Origin of the sequence: Devosia yakushimensis (assembly GCF_030159855.1) — a bacterium.
In the GTDB taxonomy this organism is placed as follows: Bacteria; Pseudomonadota; Alphaproteobacteria; order Rhizobiales; family Devosiaceae; genus Devosia; species Devosia yakushimensis.
The window spans coordinates 1809071-1830200 of the sequence record NZ_BSNG01000001.1; the positions used below are offsets into that span (position 1 = coordinate 1809071).

The 21130-nt window shown below is 61.9% G+C and carries 21 protein-coding genes and 2 tRNA genes; 11 read left to right on the forward strand and 12 right to left on the reverse strand.

The annotated features are described in order from the left end of the window. Positions 1–263 precede the first annotated feature (263 nt). From QQL79_RS08860 to QQL79_RS08870, 3 genes are all read left to right on the forward strand, one after another. The gene (locus tag QQL79_RS08860; RefSeq protein WP_284392849.1) at positions 264–1475 is read left to right on the forward strand and encodes a benzoate/H(+) symporter BenE family transporter; all 1212 of its coding nucleotides are present in this window, start codon (positions 264–266) and stop codon (positions 1473–1475) included. After that, positions 1472–2083 (forward strand): molybdenum cofactor guanylyltransferase, encoded by a 612-nt coding sequence (gene mobA / locus QQL79_RS08865; RefSeq protein WP_284389938.1) that lies wholly within the window; start codon positions 1472–1474, stop codon positions 2081–2083. Before QQL79_RS08860 ends, mobA begins: the two co-directional genes overlap by 4 nt. Positions 2084–2187: 104 nt before the next feature. Next, a tRNA-Asn gene (locus QQL79_RS08870) sits at positions 2188–2263 on the forward strand. A 127-nt stretch (positions 2264–2390) separates the two neighbouring features. On the opposite strand, the gene QQL79_RS08875 is transcribed toward QQL79_RS08870, so the two are convergent. The 4 genes from QQL79_RS08875 to QQL79_RS08890 all read right to left on the reverse strand — a co-directional run bounded on the left by QQL79_RS08875 (position 2391) and on the right by QQL79_RS08890 (position 5097). Further along, a complete protein-coding gene (locus tag QQL79_RS08875; protein ID WP_284389942.1) occupies positions 2391–3488 on the reverse strand; it encodes an acyltransferase family protein in 1098 nt (365 codons plus the stop codon). 40 nt (positions 3489–3528) lie between these two features. Next, the gene (locus QQL79_RS08880) at positions 3529–3750 is read right to left on the reverse strand and encodes a hypothetical protein (protein WP_284389945.1); all 222 of its coding nucleotides are present in this window, start codon (positions 3748–3750) and stop codon (positions 3529–3531) included. A 73-nt stretch (positions 3751–3823) separates the two neighbouring features. Continuing rightward, positions 3824–4573 (reverse strand): anti-sigma factor family protein, encoded by a 750-nt coding sequence (locus QQL79_RS08885; protein ID WP_284389946.1) that lies wholly within the window; start codon positions 4571–4573, stop codon positions 3824–3826. Next, positions 4570–5097 (reverse strand): sigma-70 family RNA polymerase sigma factor, encoded by a 528-nt coding sequence (locus tag QQL79_RS08890; protein WP_284389948.1) that lies wholly within the window; start codon positions 5095–5097, stop codon positions 4570–4572. The genes QQL79_RS08885 and QQL79_RS08890 overlap by 4 nt, the downstream gene beginning before the upstream one ends. Positions 5098–5320: 223 nt before the next feature. Between QQL79_RS08890 and QQL79_RS08895 the strand changes: the two genes are divergently transcribed. Next, positions 5321–5779 carry an SRPBCC family protein gene (locus tag QQL79_RS08895; protein WP_284389950.1) on the forward strand — a complete coding sequence of 153 codons (459 nt, stop codon included), beginning with the start codon at positions 5321–5323 and terminating at the stop codon, positions 5777–5779. Positions 5780–5938: 159 nt separating this feature from the next. Continuing rightward, positions 5939–6979, forward strand: a complete 1041-nt coding sequence (locus QQL79_RS08900) for a cysteine synthase A (protein WP_284389952.1) — start codon at positions 5939–5941, stop codon at positions 6977–6979. 143 nt (positions 6980–7122) lie between these two features. On the opposite strand, the gene QQL79_RS08905 is transcribed toward QQL79_RS08900, so the two are convergent. Then, entirely contained in the window at positions 7123–7824 is a 702-nt protein-coding gene (locus tag QQL79_RS08905; RefSeq protein WP_284389954.1) for a glyoxalase superfamily protein, read from the reverse strand. Between the two features lie 237 nt (positions 7825–8061). On the opposite strand from QQL79_RS08905, the gene cls reads away from it, so the two are divergent. Further along, the gene (gene cls / locus QQL79_RS08910; RefSeq protein WP_284389956.1) at positions 8062–9513 is read left to right on the forward strand and encodes a cardiolipin synthase; all 1452 of its coding nucleotides are present in this window, start codon (positions 8062–8064) and stop codon (positions 9511–9513) included. Between the two features lies 1 nt (position 9514). Here the strand turns inward: cls and QQL79_RS08915 are convergent, their stop codons facing one another. The 5 genes from QQL79_RS08915 to QQL79_RS08935 all read right to left on the reverse strand — a co-directional run bounded on the left by QQL79_RS08915 (position 9515) and on the right by QQL79_RS08935 (position 15422). Continuing rightward, the gene (locus QQL79_RS08915) at positions 9515–10549 is read right to left on the reverse strand and encodes an amino acid ABC transporter substrate-binding protein (protein ID WP_284389959.1); all 1035 of its coding nucleotides are present in this window, start codon (positions 10547–10549) and stop codon (positions 9515–9517) included. Positions 10550–10737: 188 nt separating this feature from the next. Further along, positions 10738–11538 carry an amino acid ABC transporter ATP-binding protein gene (locus QQL79_RS08920; RefSeq protein ID WP_284389961.1) on the reverse strand — a complete coding sequence of 267 codons (801 nt, stop codon included), beginning with the start codon at positions 11536–11538 and terminating at the stop codon, positions 10738–10740. A 4-nt stretch (positions 11539–11542) separates the two neighbouring features. Continuing rightward, a complete protein-coding gene (locus QQL79_RS08925; protein WP_370461197.1) occupies positions 11543–12670 on the reverse strand; it encodes an amino acid ABC transporter permease in 1128 nt (375 codons plus the stop codon). A gap of 3 nt (positions 12671–12673) precedes the next feature. Next, positions 12674–14212, reverse strand: a complete 1539-nt coding sequence (locus QQL79_RS08930; RefSeq protein ID WP_284389963.1) for an amino acid ABC transporter permease — start codon at positions 14210–14212, stop codon at positions 12674–12676. Between the two features lie 193 nt (positions 14213–14405). Further along, positions 14406–15422, reverse strand: a complete 1017-nt coding sequence (locus QQL79_RS08935; RefSeq protein ID WP_284389965.1) for an amino acid ABC transporter substrate-binding protein — start codon at positions 15420–15422, stop codon at positions 14406–14408. A 225-nt stretch (positions 15423–15647) separates the two neighbouring features. On the opposite strand from QQL79_RS08935, the gene metC reads away from it, so the two are divergent. Further along, positions 15648–16835 (forward strand): cystathionine beta-lyase, encoded by a 1188-nt coding sequence (gene metC / locus QQL79_RS08940; RefSeq protein ID WP_284389967.1) that lies wholly within the window; start codon positions 15648–15650, stop codon positions 16833–16835. Here metC and QQL79_RS08945 read toward each other — a convergent pair. Continuing rightward, a complete protein-coding gene (locus QQL79_RS08945) occupies positions 16817–17569 on the reverse strand; it encodes a phosphatase PAP2 family protein (protein ID WP_284389969.1) in 753 nt (250 codons plus the stop codon). The two genes, metC and QQL79_RS08945, sit on opposite strands and share 19 nt — an antisense overlap. Before the next feature lie 102 nt (positions 17570–17671). Here QQL79_RS08945 and QQL79_RS08950 point away from each other — a divergent pair. The 4 genes from QQL79_RS08950 (at position 17672) to QQL79_RS08965 (ending at position 19875) form a co-directional block, all read left to right on the forward strand. After that, a tRNA-Pro gene (locus tag QQL79_RS08950) sits at positions 17672–17748 on the forward strand. A 79-nt stretch (positions 17749–17827) separates the two neighbouring features. Further along, the gene (locus QQL79_RS08955; protein ID WP_284389971.1) at positions 17828–18133 is read left to right on the forward strand and encodes an ETC complex I subunit; all 306 of its coding nucleotides are present in this window, start codon (positions 17828–17830) and stop codon (positions 18131–18133) included. 92 nt (positions 18134–18225) lie between these two features. After that, a complete protein-coding gene (locus QQL79_RS08960; RefSeq protein ID WP_284389973.1) occupies positions 18226–18948 on the forward strand; it encodes a sulfite exporter TauE/SafE family protein in 723 nt (240 codons plus the stop codon). Positions 18949–19008: 60 nt separating this feature from the next. Beyond that, the gene (locus tag QQL79_RS08965) at positions 19009–19875 is read left to right on the forward strand and encodes a TraB/GumN family protein (RefSeq protein WP_284389974.1); all 867 of its coding nucleotides are present in this window, start codon (positions 19009–19011) and stop codon (positions 19873–19875) included. Between the two features lie 3 nt (positions 19876–19878). Here QQL79_RS08965 and QQL79_RS08970 read toward each other — a convergent pair whose 3' ends face one another. Further along, positions 19879–21030, reverse strand: a complete 1152-nt coding sequence (locus QQL79_RS08970) for a Gfo/Idh/MocA family protein (protein WP_284389976.1) — start codon at positions 21028–21030, stop codon at positions 19879–19881. Positions 21031–21130 lie beyond the last annotated feature (100 nt).

Consider the following 21130-nt stretch of genomic DNA (forward strand, 5'->3'; position numbering starts at 1 on the left):
GACCGAGAGAGCGGCTCTGTTGCGGCGGGGAACCGCTCTCTCGTGGGCGTTCCCGGCTCATCCGGGCTCCCGTGTGTTGTGTAGGCTTTCCCGGCTGAACGCCAGCGAAACCGCTTGTTCACCTTAATGGCAGCAATTTTATCCAAAGGGCCGTGGGCGCCGGGGCTCACTTTGTGGCTTCACCCGCGCGCACAGCTTGCATAGGTTTGCCCGGCCTTGGCTTTTTCGAGGCATATCTGTTTGTCCCCCGGGAGAATGCCGTGATGCAGACTGAGGCCACCCTTGCCGTTGGCCGGCGCGAGTTTCTGCAGCCGATCATGGCGGGCGCATTGGCGGCCGTGGTGGGCTATGCCAGCACGTTTACGCTGGTGCTTGCAGCGCTGACAGCGGCGGGGGCTTCGCCGCAACAGGCGGGGTCGGGGCTGTTTTCGGTGTGCCTGGCCATTGGCGTGCTCAATATCGTGGTCAGTTCGCGGCTCAAGCTGCCGGTGAGTTTTGCCTGGTCGACGCCGGGCGTGGCTTTTCTTTTGACCGTGGGCGAGCCGACGGGCGGATTTCCTGCGGTGGCGGGGGCGTTTCTGGTGGCCGCGGGGCTGATTGTGCTGACGGGACTGATCAAGCCGCTGGCCCGGCTGATCGCGGCGATTCCGGCGGCGATCGCCAATGCCATGCTGGCGGGCATGTTGCTGACGCTGTGCCTGGCGCCCATCAACGCGGTGGCGGAAATGCCGTTGCTGGCGCTGCCAATTCTGCTGGCCTGGGTGATCGGGCTGCGGTTTGCCAAGCGTTATGCGGTGCCGATTGCGGTGGTGGTGACGGGAATCGTGCTGGCGACGACGACGCATCTACCGCCCGGAACGCTGGACGGCACCTGGCCGAGCCTGGTTCCGGTGATGCCGGTGTTCACGCTGGACGCCATTATCCGCATCGGCCTGCCGCTTTATGTGGTGACCATGGCGTCGCAGAACCTGCCGGGGCTGGCCGTGATGAAAGCCAATGGCTTCGAGCTGGCGCCGGCGCCACTCTTTGTGATGACGGGATTGGCCAGTGCAGTAACGGCATTTTTCGGCGGCCATACCAGCAATCTTGCCGCGATTACCGCCGCGATTTGCGCGGGACCGGAAGCGCATCCGGAAAAGAGCAAGAGATGGCCAGCACCGGTGGCGGCGGGGGTCTGTTATCTCTTTCTCGGTGCGGCAGCGAGCCTGGCTGCCGCCTTTATCGCAGCCTCCCCGCCCCTACTGATCCAGGCGGTGGCGGGATTGGCGCTGCTGTCGAGCCTGGCGGCGGCGCTTTCGGGGGCATTGGTGATCGAGGAATCACGGTTGCCGGCGATCTTCACCTTTGTCACCACCGCATCCGGCATTACCATTGTCGGGGTCGGGGCACCGTTCTGGGGGCTGGTGGGCGGCATCGCCATATTGATCCTGTTGCGGCTGGGGATCGCCTTGCCGAAAGGGCCGGGCGCCAAGTGAGCGCGCCCTATGCCGTCATCATTGCCGGCGGACAGGGCCAGCGGCTGGGCGGGGTGCGCAAGCGCGATATCAGGATTGGTGGGATCAGGCTGATCGAACGGGTGCGGCAGGCGCTTGGCGCGGTGAACCCGCCGGTATTGGTGGCCACGGGGCCGGGTGAGGCTCCGGTGCTCGACGATGGCATGCTGGCGATTGCTGATCTCGACGGCCCCGTCGGCGGTCCCTTGGCGGGGTTGGCGGCGGCAATCGAGGCGCTGCAGCGCCGGGGCATTCACCAAGGCATTGTGGTTTCGGCGGCTGTCGATACGCCCTTCCTGCCAGCGGGATTCGGCGATGCGATGGCCGCGGCGCTGGGGGATGCGGACGCGATTTATGCGGCCTGGGGGGAGGCCTTCTACCCGCCCAATGCGGCCTGGCGCATAGAGGCGCTCAGCGCCCTGCCCGGCCAGGTTCGCGATGGAACCGCGCCCAACAGCCTCAAGGCCCTGTATGGGCGCCTAAAGGGGACCAGGCTTGACTGGACCGCAGGGTATGAGCGCGATCCATTTGCCAATCTCAATACGCTGGCGGACCTGACGAGCCTGCAGCGCAGAGCGCGTGGCTTGTGACAGGGATGTGAAGTTATTCACACAGGCATGCAAAGAGGGCTTGGCAAAGCAAATCAAGTTCGGTACACGGACCTCGCCTTCGCAGAGAAGGCCACCGAATGTCTTCCGCGATAGCTCAGTTGGTAGAGCAAGCGGCTGTTAACCGCTGGGTCGTAGGTTCGAGTCCTACTCGCGGAGCCATTCGTTTCAAAGGAACGCAGTTCCTTTTCTCACCCAGCAAAGAACGTTTGGATGCGCAGGTGGTGGATGGCCGCCGGCCTGGTTTTGTCGCGGTCGAAGGGCCGACCTCTCTTTCCGGCCGGAGAACCTAGCTGGACGCAGCCGGTGTCAAACCGGGCTGGTTGCCTTGCAGGGCTTCCTCCTTGCGGCGAGCGGCCTTTCTGCGTTGCGCCTTGAGGTCGACGCCGAGCAGGAGCAGCGCTGCCAGGTCGTTTTTCAGCGCCAGCTTTTCCACCAGGATGGGGCCGAACAGCCCCGCGATGCAGGCCGGCACGAAAATCAGCTCTGGGGGCAGGCTCGGCCAGATTTTCCACATCACCTCCCGCATCCCTCCGGTGAAAATCACATGGAACAGGAAGATGGCGTAGGTGTAGGTGCCGAAGAACAGCAATATCCGGGACCGCGGCCTGAGCAGGAACAGAAACAGGGCGCTGCACAGCCCCAGGATCACCTTGTGGAAATTGACGACCTGGCGGGGCAGCTCGACCAGTTCCAGGGTCAGCGTGACATTGAAGACGAGCAGCAGCGCCAGCAGCACGCCGGAAGCCACAGTCAACCAGGCCGGCAGGTTCCCTTCCTCGGCCTGCGCCCGGTGGCGCAGATGATAGGCGAACAGGTGGCCCGCGTAGAAGAACGGCGCCAGATAGGCGCCCTGATACATGGACATGATGTTTGGGCTCCAGCGATCGACGAAAATGTAGATCGGCACGAAGACCACAAACAGAATCATGGCCGCCACATCGCTGCGGCCCTTGAGCAGCAGGCTGAGGGTGACCAGCAGCAGGATGAGCACGAAGATGGCCTGCAGAAACCAGTAATGGGCGTATTGGACAAAAAAGATCGAGAAGAACGGTTGCTGGTCGTAACCGGCGGCGGCCCGCAAGGCATAGAAGATTACGCTCACCACGACCATGGGCACGAGCAGGCGCTTGACCTTGCTGAACATAGCCGTCCGCCATTGGGTGACGGTGACAATCGCCGCGCTCAGCACAAAGCCCGAGATGAAAGCGAAGATCGGCATGCGGGAATTGTCCAGCCCGTCGTTGATGATGCGCAGCGGATGCCAAAGGTCGAGGCCGAGGCCCTCGGTGGAGGCGGAGCCAGTGACGTGGAACGTCACCAGCAAGATGCAGACGATGCCGCGGATGGTTTCGACATATTCCAGCCGTCCAGACCTCAGGGCCATTTAGAACCTCGCCAATTGCCGCAAACCGAACCTGGAATTGTCAGGCGCTGGCAATGCCGCGCGCGGGGAGAGCCCCGGTTTCGCCAAGCACTTTTTCCAGCCCCTCATCGAGGCCGTTGAGGAGATCGGCGATCTCGTCGGCCTCCTGGATGCCTATGCCCGCCAGGGTGCGCCCCTGAAACACGGCGGGCTGACCGGTATCGATGTCATAGACGGTGTAGGTGACCTCGCATTCGGGCCGAATATCGTATCTGCTGAACATAGCCTTCTCCCTTCATCCCTGTTTCCGCCGCCTGTTACGTTTTCTTGCTTGTTTTGATCCGCCCGGGCCTTCGTCAGAACCGCCCGGTCAGGTCCTCCGCCGCGCGTTCGATGCGCGGAAGATCGGTATCTCCCACCAAAGCGTAGGCGACATCGCCCACCTGCCAATTGGCGGTGGCGACGCCATCGACGCGATCGCTGTTGACCTCCACCATCGCCGAGTTTCCCGGCCGGGTGGCAAAGAAGGAGACCGCTCCCATGCCCGGGGCCGCGACCAGCACTTCGACGCTGGGGCCATATTGGGAGGGGTAGGCCTGCACATCCACAACCTTCCAATCGGGCGGCAAGTGGGGCATGGCGATGGCCGTGGCCGAGAGCAATTGGCGACGGTTATAGCCCTGGATCTGGGGGTAGAGCGGCGGATGCACGCTGGTATCGCGGTGAGCCTCGATGGCAACATCCACATAGTCGGGAACGCCGACTACCGACATGACATCGGGCAGGATTGCGGCCTCATGGGCGAGCCAGCCGCATGCCAGCAATAGGCCCGCCAAGGGAACGGAGCGGCGCCATCCCTGCCATTTTGCCCGGTTCAATGCGTTCGCCAATCGCGTGGCCGCCTGTTCGGTCGGCACGGGGCGAAGTGCCTCTTCGGGAGCAAGCGCCAGGCGCAATTCGGTCCGCAGGCGCCTATCGGCCATCAATTGCGCCGCCGCCGACGGGTGGCGCGCCAGATAGGCTTCGACCGCGAGGCTATGCAGCGGATCGAGTTCATCATCGAGATAGGCGTGGAGATCGGCGTCGCTGACATCATGGGTCATCATTGCGAATCCCTCACCAGCCTGAGCTTGCCTGCAGCGGGACCGGCTTCATCGATCAACCGCAGCTTCTCCCTGGCCCGGGCAATGCGGGACATGACCGTGCCAATCGTCACAGCGAGAATGTCGGCGGTCTCCTGGTAGGACAGGTCCTCGATCATCACCAGATGCAGGGCCGCCCGCTGCTCGTCGGGCAGACTGAGAAAGGCGCGCCGCACTTCAGAAAGGCGCAAGGACATGTCCTGGCGACCCGGTTCGTGATCCTCCATGACCTCGAAGGCGCGATTGATCCGCTCGCGCTCGGAACGACGGGAGCGGACCCCGTCGACCCAGGTATTGTGCAGGATGGACATGAGCCAGGGCCGCAAGGCGCTGCCGGCGCGGAAGGCCGAGCGCCGTTCATAGGCGCGCAGCACCGTATCATGCACGAGATCTTCGGCATCGGACGGATGCCGGGTCAGCGACAAGGCATAGCGACGCAAATGCGGGAGTTGCGCCAATATATCTATGTTTGTTTCTGAACTTGTCATGCTGGATATACGAAGCCCAAGGTCGCAATATTCCACATCTCCAAGAATTATTTTATTCCTTCAAATAACACTCCGCCAATAGCCGTAGAACAAAAGTGAACGCATAACTAACCGGAGCGCCCCACTGTCTCGACCGCGCTTTTTGTCTTGCCGCTGCGCCCGGGCGCTTGCCTCGCCGGAGACCCGGGTTTAGGAGGACGCCAATAGTAGAAAGGCGGCTTTCATGAGCAGCAATGGCAGCGATATCGATGGCGAAAGCCAGATCACCCTCAGCCGCACGATCGACGCGCATATCGACGATGTGTTCTCGGCCTGGACCGACCCGGCGCTGATCGAGCAATGGCAGGCGGACGAGGCCGAATTCGATGCATTCGAGGGCGGTGAATACCGTTTCGTGACGTTTGGCGACGACGAGGACCCGGACGAGCATGTGGTCAGCGGGGAAGTGCTGCAATTCGTTGAGAACGAGAAGCTGGTGCTGTCCTGGGTGGCCAAGGATGAGGACGAGGACGGCGAGGAGATGATCTTCGTGCTGGATATCGGCTTCAAAGCGCTGAACGCGGACCAGACCCGGGTAACGATCACCGAGCGGGGCCTGGCGCATGCCGATCCGGAATCGCGGATTTTCTCGATGGAAGCCTGGAATTCGGCGCTGGAGGCGCTGGCCGAAGTTCTGGAATAAGGCGAGCGGGAATGATATTGCGGGCTTGACGCTGCCCGCCAAATTGCCTTTCCCAGCAAAGGCTTGCGGCGGAATGCCATGCCAATCCCCAGCGCGAGGCTTGCGGCTCATCGCGGCGCCACTTAGGGTCGCAGACCGTCATCCAGAGATTGTCGATCCATGGCCAAGCACGAAGACCTGATTTCCGCGATCGGCAATACGCCGCTGATCCGTCTCAACCGCGTCTCGGCGCTGACTGGCTGCGAAATCTGGGGCAAGGCGGAATTTCTCAATCCGGGGCAATCGGTCAAGGATCGGGCAGCACTGTTCATCATCCATGATGCGGTGAAATCAGGGGCGCTGAAACCGGGCGGCACGATTGTCGAGGGTACGGCGGGCAATACCGGCATCGGGCTGACGCTGGTGGCCAATTCGCTGGGCTTCAAATCGGTGATCGTCATTCCCGAGACGCAAAGCCAGGAAAAGAAGGACGCGCTGCGGCTCTATGGCGCCGAGCTGATCGAGGTTCCGGCCAAGCCCTATAAGGACCCCAATAATTACATCAAGATTTCGGGGCGGCTGGCCGAAAAGCTCAACAAAGAGCTGCCGGAGGGTGCGATCTGGGCCAACCAGTTCGACAATGTTTCCAATAAGCGCGCACATGTGGAAACCACAGGGCCGGAAATCTGGCAGCAGACCAATGGCCGGATTGATGGCTTTATCTGCGCGGTGGGTTCGGGCGGCACGCTAGCCGGGGTGGCCGAGGCGCTGCGGGCGCGCAGCAAGGATGTGCGGATCGGGCTGGCGGACCCGGAAGGGGCGGCGCTCTACAATTTTTACGCCCATGGGGAGCTCAAATCCTCGGGCAATTCGATCACCGAGGGCATCGGCCAGGGCCGGATCACGGCCAATCTCGAGGGGCTGACCATCGACAATCCCTACCAGATTTCCGATGCCGAGGCCCTGCCCTATGTGTTCGACCTGCTCGAGCATGAGGGCCTGTGCCTGGGTGGATCGAGCGCGATCAACATTGCCGGCGCCGTGCGCATGGCACGCGACCTGGGGCCGGGCAAGACCATCGTCACCGTGCTCTGCGACTATGGCAACCGCTATCAGTCGAAGCTTTTCAACCCGGAATTCCTGCGCGGCAAGGGCCTGCCCGTGCCGCGCTGGCTGGAGGAGCGGAAGGGGATCGATATCTCGGGGGTGATTGAGGCTTAGCGCACTGAACTAAGGGCTCGTTCCTGTCCCAAATCAAGGGCAATACTCACACCCTTGGCCTTTGTGGCCCCCATCACCCACCCTCATTCCCTCCCCATCAAGGGGAGGGAGGCGCAGACTCTAAACACGGCCCATCAGGGGCCTTAGTTTGGTTGTGAGCTGCGGAAGTCCAGGTTGGTTGGCTCCCGCAGATAGCGCAATTGCCTTATGCTGGTCGGCACAGAGCTATCAACCGTTTCCAGCGTAAACTGACGGGCCCAGCACCGTCCGTTACCGGCGAGGAAAAAGCCGAAGTGAACACTAACGGCTTCTTCCGGTACGTCGAAAACGATGTTTCGCGTCTGCCAATCCGAAGTTCCGGTGACTGCTCCGTCGGTCTCCCGGGTATTTAGATTGTCAAATCGCAGGCTGGTTGCCGTCTCGCCGTCAATACGCATGAAAATGGTGCCTCCGTCTGCAGCATTCTCAGTGCGAATTTCTCCCGTCAGACGGATGCGTTTGCCGATGTAGGGGGCGGCAGCGATGCTCTGCATCAAGGTGCAGAAGTCACTGGCGCTTATGGTTCCGCTATCGAGCCGGCTTTCAATCAGCGCGTTGCCGGTTGCCGGATCCAGACCGGAGCGGTAAAGGCGGGGCTTGCTGCCGGAGCGCATCCATCCCTGCGGCAGCGACAACGACGGTTCGGTATTGGCCTCGATCCTGGCACTCAGAATGTTCCAGTCCGACACGCCGAATTGCCGAGCGACCAGTTCCAGACAATCGCTGTGGGAGAGTTCGATACTGCGTTCGGCTAGAGCCTTGCGCAGCAGTTTGGCCATGAGTTTGGCGTCCATGAACGTGTGCATGGTTCGATCCTTCTCGTTGGGCAAATCTTAGGTCAGTGCTCGCATTGCTGACGGCTTGCCCAAACAAGGGGTCAAACCAGTCTTGTCATTCGTGCATTCACCGTCCCTTGTGGGTGCGAGCGGCAGGCTACACTGGCCAAGGACCGAGAATAGGCACCTGCTGGACCTTGTCAACCGCGCCATTGTCCAATGCTGCCCGGCTGATACACTGCCCGGCCACGAGTCCGGGCGGGTCCATTGGTCGGCATTGAATATATTCTGCGCATCATCATCGCCGATCTGCATATTTTTGCGGCCATAACGGCGGCGATCTATCTGCTGGCGCTGGTCTGTGCCATTCGGGAAATCATGAATTCGCGGACGTCGCAGGGCTCGATTGCCTGGCTGCTGTCGCTGGCCGCCCTGCCCTTTCCGACGGCATTTTTGTATCTGATCTTCGGGTGGAAGGCGTTTGACGACTATGCCACCGACCGCATCCGCAATGGCCGTGCCGCGCGCCCGTTGCGGGCCAAGGATTTGGCGCTGATCGACCAGGAAACCAGCCATCTCTGGCCGGTGCAGACCAAGGTGTCGGAGGTGCCGTTTCTCACCGGCAATGATGTGGAATTGCTGGTGGACGGGCGGGCGACGTTCGATTCCATCTTCGAGGGCATTGCCAAGGCCAAGGACTATCTGCTGGTGCAGTTCTATATCGTGCGCGACGACGCGTTGGGTCAGGAACTGGCGGAGCGGCTGGTCGAGCGGGCGCGGGCCGGGGTGAAAGTCTATCTGCTCTATGACGATGTAGGCAGCACGGGCATGCCCAAGCGCTATCGCACGCAATTGCGCGAGGCGGGGATCAAGGTGGCCGGGTTCAACCAGCGCCATAAATTCCTGCGCTTTTACGGGCCGACGCGGATCAATTATCGCAACCATCGCAAGATCGTGGTGGTGGACGGCGAGCATGCCTGGGTCGGCGGGCACAATGTAGGGGTCGAATATCTGGGGCTGGACCCCAAATTCGGCCGCTGGCGCGATACCCATGTGCGGGTGTCGGGGCCGGCAGCGCTGGGCTGCGCGCTATTGTTCCGCGAGGACTGGCAATGGGCGACGGGCGAGGTGCTGCCCTCGGCCCCGCCGGAAACGGTGGCAACGCCGGGCGATCAATCGGTGCTGGTGATGGGCAGCGGGCCGGCCGACAAGCTGGAAGAATGCGCCATTGCCTATACCGACCTGATCGGGCGTGCGCGGGAGCGGCTGTGGATCGTCAGCCCCTATTTCGTGCCGGATACCGATATCCGCACGGCGCTGTTCGCCGCGCAATTGCGCGGGGTGGATGTGCGGGTGATGCTGCCGGACGAACCGGACCACAAGCTGGTCTGGCTGGCCAGCATTGCCCATGCCGATGCGATGATCGAGCACGGCATATCGGTCTATCGCTATACTGACGGCTTCCTGCACCAGAAGGTGGTGTTGATGGATGACCAGATCGCGACGGTCGGCAGCGTCAATTTCGACAACCGCTCCTTTGCCATCAATTTCGAAATCACGCTGTGGTTCACCGACCGCAAGGCGATCGACGGGGTGGAAGCCATGCTGGTGGAGGATTTCAAGAGCTGCCGGCAGGTGGGGCTGGAGGAAGCCAAGTCCCGCTCCTGGTATATGCGGTTCCTGACCCAGGCGGCGCGGCTATTGTCGCCGGTGCTTTAGGCTAGCGAATGGGCGGGGCGTAGAGGCGGCCGCCATTGGTCCAGAGGGAGTTCTGCCCGCGCAGGAGGGCGGCGCCGGTTTGGGGGCCGAAATGGCGGTCATAAAGTTCGGCGTAATTGCCGACGGCGCGGATGACATCGGCCATGAAGGTCCTTTTGAGGCCGAGCGGCGCGCCGAAATCACCCTCGACACCCAGGATGCGACGCACGGCGGGGGTTCGGGCGGCGGAGAGGGATTCTATATTGAGGGCAGTGATGCCAACCTCTTCGGCATCGATCAAGGTGAACAGGGTCCAACGGACGATGTTGAACCATTGATTGTCGCCCTCGCGCACGACCGGGCCGAGCAATTCCTTGGAGATGCGTTCGGGCAGGATGCGGTGGCTGGCCGGATCGGGCAGGCCGCGGCGGATGGCCTGCAATTGGCGGCCGGAAGCGGAAATGGCCTGGCAGAGGCCGGCCTGGTAGGCCTGCGAGAGATCGGCCACATCCTCATAGGGAACTTCGGTATAGCTGGCCTGATTGGCGAAGAAGAATTCCTGCAGGCGGGCCAGATCCTCGCCACCATCGATGACGCAGACGCTGATATCATCCAGCTCGAAGGCCGAGACCACGCCCAGCGATTGCGGGACCATGAAGGCCTGGCCGTCGAAAAAGGCGGTACCGACATAGCTGGCGCCATAGAGGGTGTCGCGCCGCTCAGTCCAGGGGCCGTTGCGGGTCAGCACGTCGACGGCGCCGGTTTGTAGCGGGGCGAAGCGGCTGTCCCCACGCAGGGGACGGAATTCGATCAGGTTGGGATCGCCGAAGACAGCGGCGGCGATGCCGCGGCAGAGATCGACATCGAAGCCCGACCAGCGGCCTTCGGCATCCTGCTGGGCGAAGCCGGGAAGCTGGCTGGTAGCGCCGCAAATGAGGAAGCCACGATCGCGAACGGTTTGCAAAGTCGACTGAGCCATGACCGGCGCGACGGCAAGCGTCAAGGCGCAGGCAAGGCCCATAGCGGCAGACAGCAATTGCGCAATAAAACGGGTCAAATCCGGCCGCCTTTCGACGCCCATATTGGCAGGCGCCCCCCGGTGGTCAAGCCACGGAAAGGTGTGCCCTGCCGCTTTTCGACAGGGCTTTGCGTGGGGATGATGGCATTCATGGCGCCATTCCCGCCTGCGCGGGAATGACGTCGTGGTTGGTGGTGCTGTCCGTGCTGGCCGGTGGGGTCCCGCCGTTAGTGCAGAATCTGGCTGAGGAACAGTTTGGTGCGCTCGTGCTGCGGATTGGAGAAGAAGGTCTCCGGATCGTTCTGCTCGATGATCTGGCCCTGATCCATGAAGATGACGCGATTGGCCACCTGGCGGGCGAAGCCCATTTCGTGGGTCACGCAGATCATGGTCATGCCGTCTTCGGCCAGGTTGATCATGACTTCGAGCACTTCCTTGACCATTTCGGGATCGAGCGCGGAAGTCGGCTCATCGAACAGCATGATCTTGGGCTGCATGCAGAGCGAGCGGGCAATGGCCACACGCTGCTGCTGACCGCCCGAAAGCTGGCCGGGGAACTTGTTGGCCTGCTCGGGGATCTTGACCCGCTCCAGATAGTGCATGGCGGTCGCCTCGGCCTCGGCCTTGGGAATGCCGCGCACCCAGATGGGGGCCAGTGTGAGATTTTGCAGGATGGTGAGGTGGGGGAAGAGATTGAAATGCTGGAACACCATGCCCACTTCGCGGCGCACTTCATCGATGCGCTTGAGATCGGCGGTCAGTTCGGTGCCATTGACGATGATCTGGCCTTCCTGGTGCTCTTCGAGGCGGTTGATGCAACGGATGAGCGTGGATTTGCCGGAGCCCGAGGGGCCGGCAATGACGATGCGTTCGCCGCGCATGACGCGCAGATTGATGTCGCGCAGCACGTGGAAGTCGCCATACCATTTGTGCATGCCGATCACGTCGATGGCCACATCGGTGGATGACACGGTCATCTGCGAAGTGTCAATGGTGCGCTCGACGGTGGTTTCGGAAACTTGGCTCATGATCTTACCTCTTGTGCCCGGTATCCAGCCGCCGCTCCATCCAGAGCGAATAGCGGGACATGGCGAAACAGAAAATCCAGAAGACGGCTGCTGCAAAGACATAGCCGGTCACCGCCTGGGTGGGGGATGACCAATTGATGTCGGAGCTGGCCGATTGCACGGTATTGAGCAGGTCGAAAATGCCGACAATGGACACGAGCGAGGTGTCCTTGAACAGGGCGATGAAGTTGTTGACGATGCCCGGGATCACATGCTTCAGCGCCTGGGGCAGGATGATGAAATAGGTGCGCTTCCAATAGCCCAGGCCAAGGGATGCCCCCGCCTCATACTGGCCGCGTGGCAAGGCTTGCAGGCCCCCGCGCACGGTTTCGGCGAGATAGGCGGACGAGAACAGGGTGACGCCGACCAAGGCCCGCAAGAGCTTATCGACCGTGGTGCCCGTGGGCATGAAGAGCGGTAGCATGATCGAGGCCATGAACAGCACGGTGATCAGCGGCACGGCGCGCCACAGCTCGATGAACATGACGCTGAGCGTCTTGATGATCGGCAGTTTGGACTGGCGGCCGAGGGCCAGGAGGATGCCGATGGGAATCGAGCAGATGATGCCGACCAGCGAGATGATCAGGGTGACCAGGAGCCCTCCCCATTGCTCGGTGGGCACATGGCGCATGCCGAAGACGCCGCCATTGAGCAGGTAGAAGGTCACCACCGGGAAGACGACGAAGAACAGCAAGGCATTGATGCGCTTGAACGGCGCCGAGGGGATGAGCAGCGGGATGATGAGCGCCGCCCCCATGATGAAGACGATATTGGGCCGCCAATACTGATCGATGGGGTAGAAGCCATAGATGAAGAAATTGAAGCGGGCATAGATATAGGCCCAGCAGGCCCCTGCCCCTTCGGCGCGGCATTCCTCGACGGTGCCGCCGGGCATGACCGCATGGCCGATCAGGAAATTATAGATCGGCGGGATGGCCCAGAGCAGGAAGAGCAGGCCCAGAATGGTCAGCAGCGCATCGGAAGGCGATGCGAAAAGGCTGCGGCGAAGCCAGGCGATGGGGCCGTCGGTGCCGCGCGGCGGCTGACGGGCTTCGACCATTTCCTGGCGGATGAAGACGTGATCCATGGCCATGTTCTAGCGCTCCACCATGGCCACGCGGCCATTGTACCAATTCATGAAGGCTGAGGTCAGCAGCGAGAAGGTGAGGTAGACCGCCATGGTGAGGGCGATAACCTCGATGGCCTTGCCGGTCTGATTGAGCGTGGTGCCGGTAAACACGTTGACCAGCTCGGGATAGCCGATAGCCGCGCCAAGGGACGAATTCTTGGTGAGGTTGAGATATTGGCTAGTGAGCGGTGGCACGATGACGCGCATGGCCTGGGGCACGATGACCAGCCGCAGCCGGTCGCCTTCCTTGAGGCCCAGGGACTGGGCCGCTTCGGTCTGGCCCTTGTTGACCGAGCGGATGCCGCCGCGGACATTTTCGGCGATGAAAGCGGCGGTATAGACGGTGAGGCCGAAGACCAGGGCCACCAGTTCGGGCGGCAATTGCACGCCACCCTTGAAGTTGAAGCGTTCGAGCACCGGCACTTCAAAGGCCAGCTGCGCGCCGGTGACGATATAGACCAGTGCCGGAATGCCGGCGGCAATCAGGATCAGCAGGGCAATGGGGAAGCGGCCTTCGCTGGGCGGGCGATTGCGCGTGCCTTCGAGCAGAATCCAGCCCATGACAACGCCGGCAATGGCTGCGCCGATATCGATGGCGGCGGTGTGCCAGACGGGGAACATGGCCCGCAGCAGGGTGGCGAGAATGACGAAGGTGAGTGCGAAAGCCACGATCGCTCGGGCGTAAGGCGCGAAACGGGAGAGCGAAGCGGCGGCGACGATGACCGCAGCGGCCCAGATGAGCGGGGAAGCATTGGCCAGAGCGGGCACGTATTGGGCCAGGAGGGAAAAGGCCAGGGCCGCAACCAGAAAGGATACGACGGCATCGGCGATTTTTGCGGCCTGGACCACGCGGGGCGGGTAACGGCCGGTCGCGGTGCGCACGCGGGTTGCCCAGATGCCGACGGCAATGGCCGCGATGAGACTGAGCACGATGGCCACGAGCACCCAGGTGAATTCGGCATCGGGCATGGGCCGGGGCACCATGAGGCCGCGCTGGTTGATGAAAATCTCCAGCGGCAACTCGAACGATGCGCGGACGGCCGGCATGGCCTTGAGCACGGCGAAGTACCAGAAGAAGAGCTGCAATAGCAGCGGGATATTGCGGATGGTCTCGATATAGACGGTGGCGACGCGGGCGATCAGCCAATTGGAGGACAGGCGCGCTATACCCAGGGCAAAGCCGAGCAGCGTCGCGAAGAAAATGCCTATGACCGCGACCAGCAGCGTATTGAGCAGACCGGCGAGAAATGCCTGCCAGTAGAATGACGTCCGGCTCCAGGGGAAAAGCGTGAAGCTGATGTCGAAGCCCGCGGTGCGGAACAGGAAATCGAAACCGGTCGTCTTGTTTTGCGCCGCCAGATTCTGGGCGGTGTTGACGATGATCCAGTAAAAGAAGGCGACGACCAGCCCGCCGACGATGATCTGGTAGAGAATACCACGGACCACCGGGTCATTCAGCAGCGAGGTGCGCGGGGCGCTGCTACCGATATTATCTTGCACGGCCATGGGGCATGCATTCCTTTGCTGTGAACCGTGGCGCCGCTGCGAACGGAGCATCGATCGGACATGGCTTCGCCATCGCTGGGATCAACAAATCCCGCCGCCACCAGCCCGGCTGGTGATGTTCGATGTTCGAGGTCGCCGGTTCAAAACCAAAACCGGCGCTCCCTTTGGAGGAGCGCCGGGCTTGCGGTTGCGACTAGCGGATCGGCGGAGCGTATTGCAGACCGCCATTGGTCCACAGCGCGTTCAGGCCGCGTTCCAGCCCGATATCGGTCGAGGGACCGACATTGCGCTCGAAGGCTTCGCCATAGTTACCGACCAGCTTGATGATCTGGTAAGCCCAGTCCTTGGTCAGCCCAATCGGGGCGCCGAAATCGCCTTCAACGCCGAGCAGGCGCTTGACGGCCGGATTGTCGGAACCAAGCATTTCATCGACATTGGCGGAGGTTACGCCCAGCTCTTCAGCTTCGAGCAGAGCATAATAGGCCCAGCGATTGATCTTGAACCACAGATCGTCGCCCTGACGGACCACGGGGCCCAGGGGCTCCTTGGAGATGATTTCGGGCAGGATTTCGTGATCATCCGGCACGGCGAACTTGGAGCGTTCGGCAGCCAGGGCCGAGGCGTCGGTGGTGTAGACGTCGCAGCGGCCATCTTCATAGGCCTTCACCACTTCGTCCTGGTCCACGAAGACGACGGTGTTGAATTCGAGATTGTTGGCGGCGAAATAGTCGGCGGCGTTCAGCTCGGTCGTGGTGCCCGACTCGATGCAGATAGCGGCGCCGCTGAGATCGAGGGCGGATTCGATGCCATCGGCCTTGCGGACCATGAAGCCCTGGCCGTCATAATACATGGTGCCGACGAAGCTGATGCCCAGATCGGTATCTCGGCTCATGGTCCAGGTGGTAGTGCGCGAGAGAATGTCGATTTCACCAGCGGAGAGCGCGGCGAAACGTTCCTGGGACGTCAGCGGCGTGTAGCGGACGGAATCGGCATTGTTGAAGACGGCGGCAGCCACTGCACGGCAGAAGTCGACTTCGAGGCCGGCCCACACATTGTTGGCATCGGGAGCGGAGAAGCCGGCGACGCCGCCGGTGACGCCGCATTGAATATAACCTTTTGCCTTTACGTCGCTGAGCGTATCAGCGTGCGCAGCCGTCGCGCCGAGGCCCAGAGAGGCCGCAAGAGCGATCGTTACGAGCGTTTTTTGCATTGATTTTGCCTTTGGTTTCCTGACCTGTGTCCCGAAAGCTCTTTTGGCGCGAACGCCGTGGCTTCGGTGGCACCACCGCCCTTTCAATGACGGTTATGATGCTGCTAAGCATGCAAGCGTCAATTGACCGTTGCGTCAAGGGTCGTTGGCCGGTTGGGACAGCCATCCTGTCGCTTTATTAGACAGCTTTCCAGATTTGACGCGATTTTGAGCATCGAGCCTAGTATGAATGAGAAGAAAAGCGGCAATGCCGCACGGCCGTCCGTCGAGACAATCCTGACTCATCATGGACGACAGCCCGAGGATCAATTCGGATTCGTCAATACGCCGGTCTATCGCGGCTCGACTGTTCTCTTCAAAACCCTGGCGGATCTGGAGGCGCAGGAACAGCGCTTTCTCTACGGCCGCGCGGGCAATCCGACGACCGAAAGCGTCGAGGCGGTGGTGACCGAACTGGAGGGCGCCTATCGCACCAAGCTGGTGCCCTCGGGACTGGCGGCGATCACGATTGCGGTATTGAGCTGCGTCAAGGCAGGCGACGATGTGCTGATCAGCGACAGCGCCTATGAACCGGGTCGCAAATTCGCCGATGGATTTCTCGAGCGGATGGGGGTGACCGCGCGCTATTTCGATCCGCGGCTTGGCGAAGGGCTGGCCGAATTGATGCAGCCCAATACTAAAGCCATCCTGGCGGAAAGCCCGGGTTCGCTGACATTCGAGCTACAGGATATTCCGGCGTTGGCGCGGGTCGCCAAGGCGGGTGGCGCAAGGCTGATCGTCGACAATAGCTGGGCGAGCCCGCTCTATCACAAGCCGCTGGCGCTGGGCGCCGACCTGGTAGTGCATTCGGCCACCAAGATGTTTATCGGCCACTCCGACGCCTTTGGTGGCACGATCTCGACCACCGAGGCGGCCTGGAAGGATGTGGAGACCACGCGGACGCTGCTGGGATTCTTTACCTCGGGGGACGAGGCCTTCCTCGTGGCGCGCGGGCTCAAGACGCTGGCCATCCGCATGAAGGAGCATCAGGAGCGGGCGCTGGAAATTGCGCGCTGGCTGGAGGCGCAGCCGGCGGTTGCCTCGGTGCTGCACCCTGCCCTGCCCAGCCATCCGGACCATGCCCTGTTCAAGCGCGACTTTACCGGCTCGGGGAGCCTGTTCGGGCTGGTGCTGAAGCCGGCGCAGCGTGCTGCGGTGGCTGCTTTTGTCGACGGGCTCGAGCTTTTCACCATGGGCTATTCCTGGGGCGGCTATGAAAGCCTGTTGCTACCGGTGAAGCTGGGCAAGAACCGCACGGCCAAGCCGTGGACGGATGAGGGCAATCTCTTCCGGCTGCATATCGGGCTGGAGGGCGTCGAGGACCTCAAAGCGGACCTCGCGGCGGCAATGGAGCGCTATGCGCGGGAGCGCTGAAACAGCAGGCGCCAGACGCGGCGCAGATTGGGCACGCCCCGGAACCTGATCGTCCCGTCCGGCAATTTGGCGAAGAGCCAGCGCCGGGCGGCGAAGAAATTGCGCACGGCATAGGCGCCAATGGTGCCCAGGGCGAATCCGGCGACGACGTCGGTGGGATAATGCATGCCGATGACGATGCGCGAAAAGCCCGTCATCACCGCAATCAGCAGGAAGAGCCGGAAGAATTTCGGTGCGATGAAGCCAATGACCAGAGCCGTTGCCATGGCTGTGGTGGAATGGCCCGAAGGGAAGCTCTGAAAGGTCGAATCATTGAGGACCCGCCGAAAGGCGAAAGCGCCGTGTTCGAGAAATTCTGCCGGTCGGCCCCGACCGAACAGGCGCTTGAGCCCATTGGCCAAAAGCCCCGGAGCGCCGACGCCGACGAAAATGAAGCTGGCGACCATGGCCAATTCATAGCTGGCGCGGCGATAATAGCCCGCCGGCAGCACGAAACGGCCAATCAGCGCGAGAATCATAACCGCCAGCGATGGGATCAGCACCCAGTCGCTGAGGCCGAAATCGGTGATGAAATAATAGGGCGCACGCCACACGTCGGGCCAAGCCATCAAGCTCTGCGAGACATAGGCATCGAAAAACATCAGCACGAACAGCACGGCGACCAGCGCCGTTGCGAAATTCGGCCAGTTCTTGCGATTGAGGCCCAGGGGCCAGCGTGCGTTCAAATTTGGCATGAGGCGTTTTTGACCAAGAGCGAGCAATCCGTCAACGGTGTGATATCGGCTTGGTTACGCTTGCCCTTTGCAACCGAACAGGCTAACGGAAAGCGGTGATCTCGGAGTGTAGCTCAGCCTGGTAGAGCACCGGTTTTGGGAACCGGGGGTCCAAAGTTCGAATCTTTGTACTCCGACCATCACATCAGCCGTTCCGGCGAGGTTATTATCGCAAGGCGCCTATTGGCCTTGTTATGCGCATCGTGTTGAGGACTTTGCATGACCGCCCGCATCTACCGCCCTGCCCGCAACGCCATGCAGTCGGGAAAAGGCAAATCCAAGAGCTGGGTTCTGGTGCATGAACCGGCCGCGCCGCGCGAGATCGACCCGCTGATGGGCTATACGACCTCCACCGATACGCGCCAGCAGATCAAGCTCAGCTTCGATACGCTGGAACTGGCCGAAGCCTATGCGCAGAAGAACGGCATTGCCTATTCGGTGCAGCCCGCGCATGACGCGACGCCCAAGCGGGTGAGCTATCCCGACAATTTCCGGGCCGATCGCAAGACGCCCTGGACGCATTAGCGAGGCGTGACATCCTGAATCGATAAAGCGCCGCAAGCCATTGTGGCGCTTTTGTTTTTGGAGGCATTGAACTGGATACCGGTCTGCTGATCGTGTTGTGCGGCGCGGCCGCGGCCGGTTTCGCGCAAGGCGTTTCCGGCTTTGCCTTCTCGCTTGTTGCCTTGTCGTTCTGGGCCTGGACCGTGGAGCCGCAACTGGCAGCGCCGATGGCGGTGTTCGGCGCGCTGGCGGGGCAATTGGTAACCCTGCCCTGGGTGTGGCGCGGGTTCGATCCGAAACGGCTCTGGCCGCTGCTGATCGGCGGCTTGATCGGGGTGCCGGTGGGGGTTTTGCTGCTGCAATGGCTCGACCCCACCTTGTTCAAGTTCGGTCTTGGGCTGTTCTTGCTGGTCTATTGTCCGCTGCTGCTCCTGTTGCCCGCGGGATATACCTGGCCGCATGGCGGGCGTCTTGCCGATGGCGCCTCGGGGCTGATCGGCGGGGTGCTGGGCGGCATTGGCGGCATGTCCGGCGCCGTGCCGGCCTTGTGGACGACCGTCCGCGGCTGGGACAAGGACACGCAACGGGGCGTGATGCAGGCGTTCAACATCGCCATGCATGTGTCGACACTCACGGTTTATGGGTTTTCGGGCGTGATAACGGCGCAGACACTGACCATGTTTGCCTGGATCGGCCCCGCTCTCGCCCTGCCGGCGATTATGGGCGTGCTGCTGTTCCGCCGGCTTAACGCGATCGCGTTCCGCCGGTTGATTCTCAGCCTGCTGCTGGTTTCGGGCGTATCGCTGATCTGGGGTAGCGCCGCCACCTGGATGTGATGTTTTGCGGGTTCAGGCGCGGGCGATATTCTGGCAGTGTGCGCACAAAGGAATATTTGCATGACCAAATCCTGTTTTGCTCTCCCTGCCCTTCTGCTGGCGCTGACTGTCGCACCTGTCCAGGCTGCGCCCGCGCTATGGTCCATCAGCGATGAGGACAGCACGGTCTGGCTGTTCGGTTCGTTCCATCTGCTGCCGCCGAGCCTGGAGTGGCGGACCGAGCTGTTCGACGAGACTTTGGAAAAGGCCGATGTGGTCTACTTCGAAACCGATGTCGGCCCTGCCGCGCAGGCGACACTGGGCGCACGCAGTTTCGAATTGGGCCTGCGCGACGATGGCAAGTTCCTGGCCCAGGTGCTCGACCCGGAAGATGCCGATCTGCTGCGCTCGGTTTCGGCGCAATATGCCGTGCCCATGCCGCTGCTCAATACGCTCAAGCCCTGGCTGGCGGAATTGACGCTGACGGCGAGCATAGCCCAGCAGGCCGGGCTCGACCCCAATAGCGGCGTCGACATTCTGCTGCAGCGGGAGATACCAGCGGAGCGGCAGGCCTATTTCGAAACTGGGGAAGAGCAGCTCGGTTTTCTGGCCAATGCCTCGGACGAGGATCAAACCGCCATGCTGATTTCGACGCTGGAACAGGTTGGCAGCACGAGCAAGATGCTGAGCAAGATGATTTCGGCCTGGCGGGAAGGCACGCCCGAAAAATTCGCGCCCTATTTCCTGGCTGAAATGAGCGGCCCGCAGACCTCGATGCTGGATCGCATCATCTATCAGCGCAACGAGCGATGGGCCGTTACGATCGAAGGCCTGTTGGCGGAGAACAAGGAGGCGCTGATCGTGGTGGGTGCCGGCCATATGGTCGGCGACCGCGGTGTTCAGGCATTGCTTGAAGACGCCGGGCTTGAGGTCCGGCGTCTTCAGTAAAACTCAGACCGCGCTGAGCTTGGTCCACTTGCCATCGGCCTGGCTCGAGGCCACCGATGCCATGATGAACTGCATGCCCTCGACGCCATCGGCCAGAGTGGGCAGCAGGCCTTCGTAAGCGGCGCCTTCGCCGCGGATGACGGCGGCGAACTGGCTGTAGAGCGTGGCGAAGGCTTCCAGATACCCTTCGGGGTGGCCGGAGGGGATGCGGACATTCATGGTCGAGGCGGCATTGCCGGAGATGGCGCCGCCACGGGTCAGCAATTGCTTGGGCTTACCGAATTCGGTGAACCACATGTAATTGGGATTGTCCTGGCGCCATTCGAGGCCTCCCTTTTCGCCATAGATGCGGAGCTGGAGGCCATTTTCGCAGCCGACGGCCACCTGGCTGGCCCAGAGCATGCCCTTGGCCCCGCCTTCGAAGCGCAGCATGATGTGGACATTGTCGTCCAGCTTGCGGCCGGGGACGAAGCTGGTCAGATCGGCCGAGACGGAGTCCGTCTTGAGGCCGGTGACAAAGCGCAGCAGGTTGTAGGCGTGGGTGCCGATATCACCGATGGCGCCGCCGGCGCCGGAGCGGGCCGGATCGGTGCGCCAGGCGGCCTGCTTGTTGTCGTCATCGGTGGCTTCGGCCAGCCAATCCTGCGGATATTCGGCCTGGATGACGCGGATTTTGCCGAGACGGCCGGATTCGACCATTTCGCGGGCCTGCCGGATCAGCGGATAGCCGGTGTAATTATGCGTCAGCAGGAATTTGGCGCCGTTCTTTGGCTTGATCTCGGCCAGCTTGCGGGCGTCTTCAATGGTCGAGGTGATCGGCTTGTCGCAGATGACGTGGATACCGGCCTCAAGGAAGGCCTTGGCGGGGCCATAATGCATGTGATTGGGCGTGACGATGGCTACAGCCTCGATGCCATCGGGGCGCGCGGCTTCGGCGCGGGCCATGTCCTCGTAGCTGGTATAGATGCGGTCTTCGGCAAAGCCGAGATTGCGGCCGGATTCCTTGGCCACTTCGGGGCGCGACGACAGGGCGCCGGCCACCAGATCGTAGTCTCCGTCGATGCGGGCGGCCACGCGGTGCACATAGCCGATAAAGGCTCCCGTGCCGCCGCCAACCATGCCCAGGCGAATGCGCTTTGCGCCGTTTTCAGCCATTTTTGTCTCCCTATTGAACCGCCGCCCGATCCATCGTCACCACCCGGCTTGTCCAGGTGGTCCATGGATTGCCCGGACAAGCCGGGCAATGACGGCGTAC

Bases quoted from the DNA above. Each gene is read 5' to 3' on its own strand.
- QQL79_RS08860 (WP_284392849.1), top strand. From the start codon at position 264: ATGCAGACTGAGGCCACCCTTGCCGTTGGCCGGCGCGAGTTTCTGCAG.
- QQL79_RS08875 (WP_284389942.1), bottom strand. From the start codon at position 3,488: ATGGCCCTGAGGTCTGGACGGCTGGAATATGTCGAAACCATCCGCGGC.
- QQL79_RS08880 (WP_284389945.1), bottom strand. From the start codon at position 3,750: ATGTTCAGCAGATACGATATTCGGCCCGAATGCGAGGTCACCTACACC.
- QQL79_RS08885 (WP_284389946.1), bottom strand. From the start codon at position 4,573: ATGATGACCCATGATGTCAGCGACGCCGATCTCCACGCCTATCTCGAT.
- QQL79_RS08890 (WP_284389948.1), bottom strand. From the start codon at position 5,097: ATGACAAGTTCAGAAACAAACATAGATATATTGGCGCAACTCCCGCAT.
- QQL79_RS08895 (WP_284389950.1), top strand. From the start codon at position 5,321: ATGAGCAGCAATGGCAGCGATATCGATGGCGAAAGCCAGATCACCCTC.
- QQL79_RS08900 (WP_284389952.1), top strand. From the start codon at position 5,939: ATGGCCAAGCACGAAGACCTGATTTCCGCGATCGGCAATACGCCGCTG.
- QQL79_RS08905 (WP_284389954.1), bottom strand. From the start codon at position 7,824: ATGCACACGTTCATGGACGCCAAACTCATGGCCAAACTGCTGCGCAAG.
- QQL79_RS08920 (WP_284389961.1), bottom strand. From the start codon at position 11,538: ATGAGCCAAGTTTCCGAAACCACCGTCGAGCGCACCATTGACACTTCG.
- QQL79_RS08925 (WP_370461197.1), bottom strand. From the start codon at position 12,670: ATGGCCATGGATCACGTCTTCATCCGCCAGGAAATGGTCGAAGCCCGT.
- QQL79_RS08930 (WP_284389963.1), bottom strand. From the start codon at position 14,212: ATGGCCGTGCAAGATAATATCGGTAGCAGCGCCCCGCGCACCTCGCTG.
- QQL79_RS08935 (WP_284389965.1), bottom strand. From the start codon at position 15,422: ATGCAAAAAACGCTCGTAACGATCGCTCTTGCGGCCTCTCTGGGCCTC.
- metC (WP_284389967.1), top strand. From the start codon at position 15,648: ATGAATGAGAAGAAAAGCGGCAATGCCGCACGGCCGTCCGTCGAGACA.
- QQL79_RS08945 (WP_284389969.1), bottom strand. From the start codon at position 17,569: ATGCCAAATTTGAACGCACGCTGGCCCCTGGGCCTCAATCGCAAGAAC.
- QQL79_RS08955 (WP_284389971.1), top strand. From the start codon at position 17,828: ATGACCGCCCGCATCTACCGCCCTGCCCGCAACGCCATGCAGTCGGGA.
- QQL79_RS08965 (WP_284389974.1), top strand. From the start codon at position 19,009: ATGACCAAATCCTGTTTTGCTCTCCCTGCCCTTCTGCTGGCGCTGACT.
- QQL79_RS08970 (WP_284389976.1), bottom strand. From the start codon at position 21,030: ATGGCTGAAAACGGCGCAAAGCGCATTCGCCTGGGCATGGTTGGCGGC.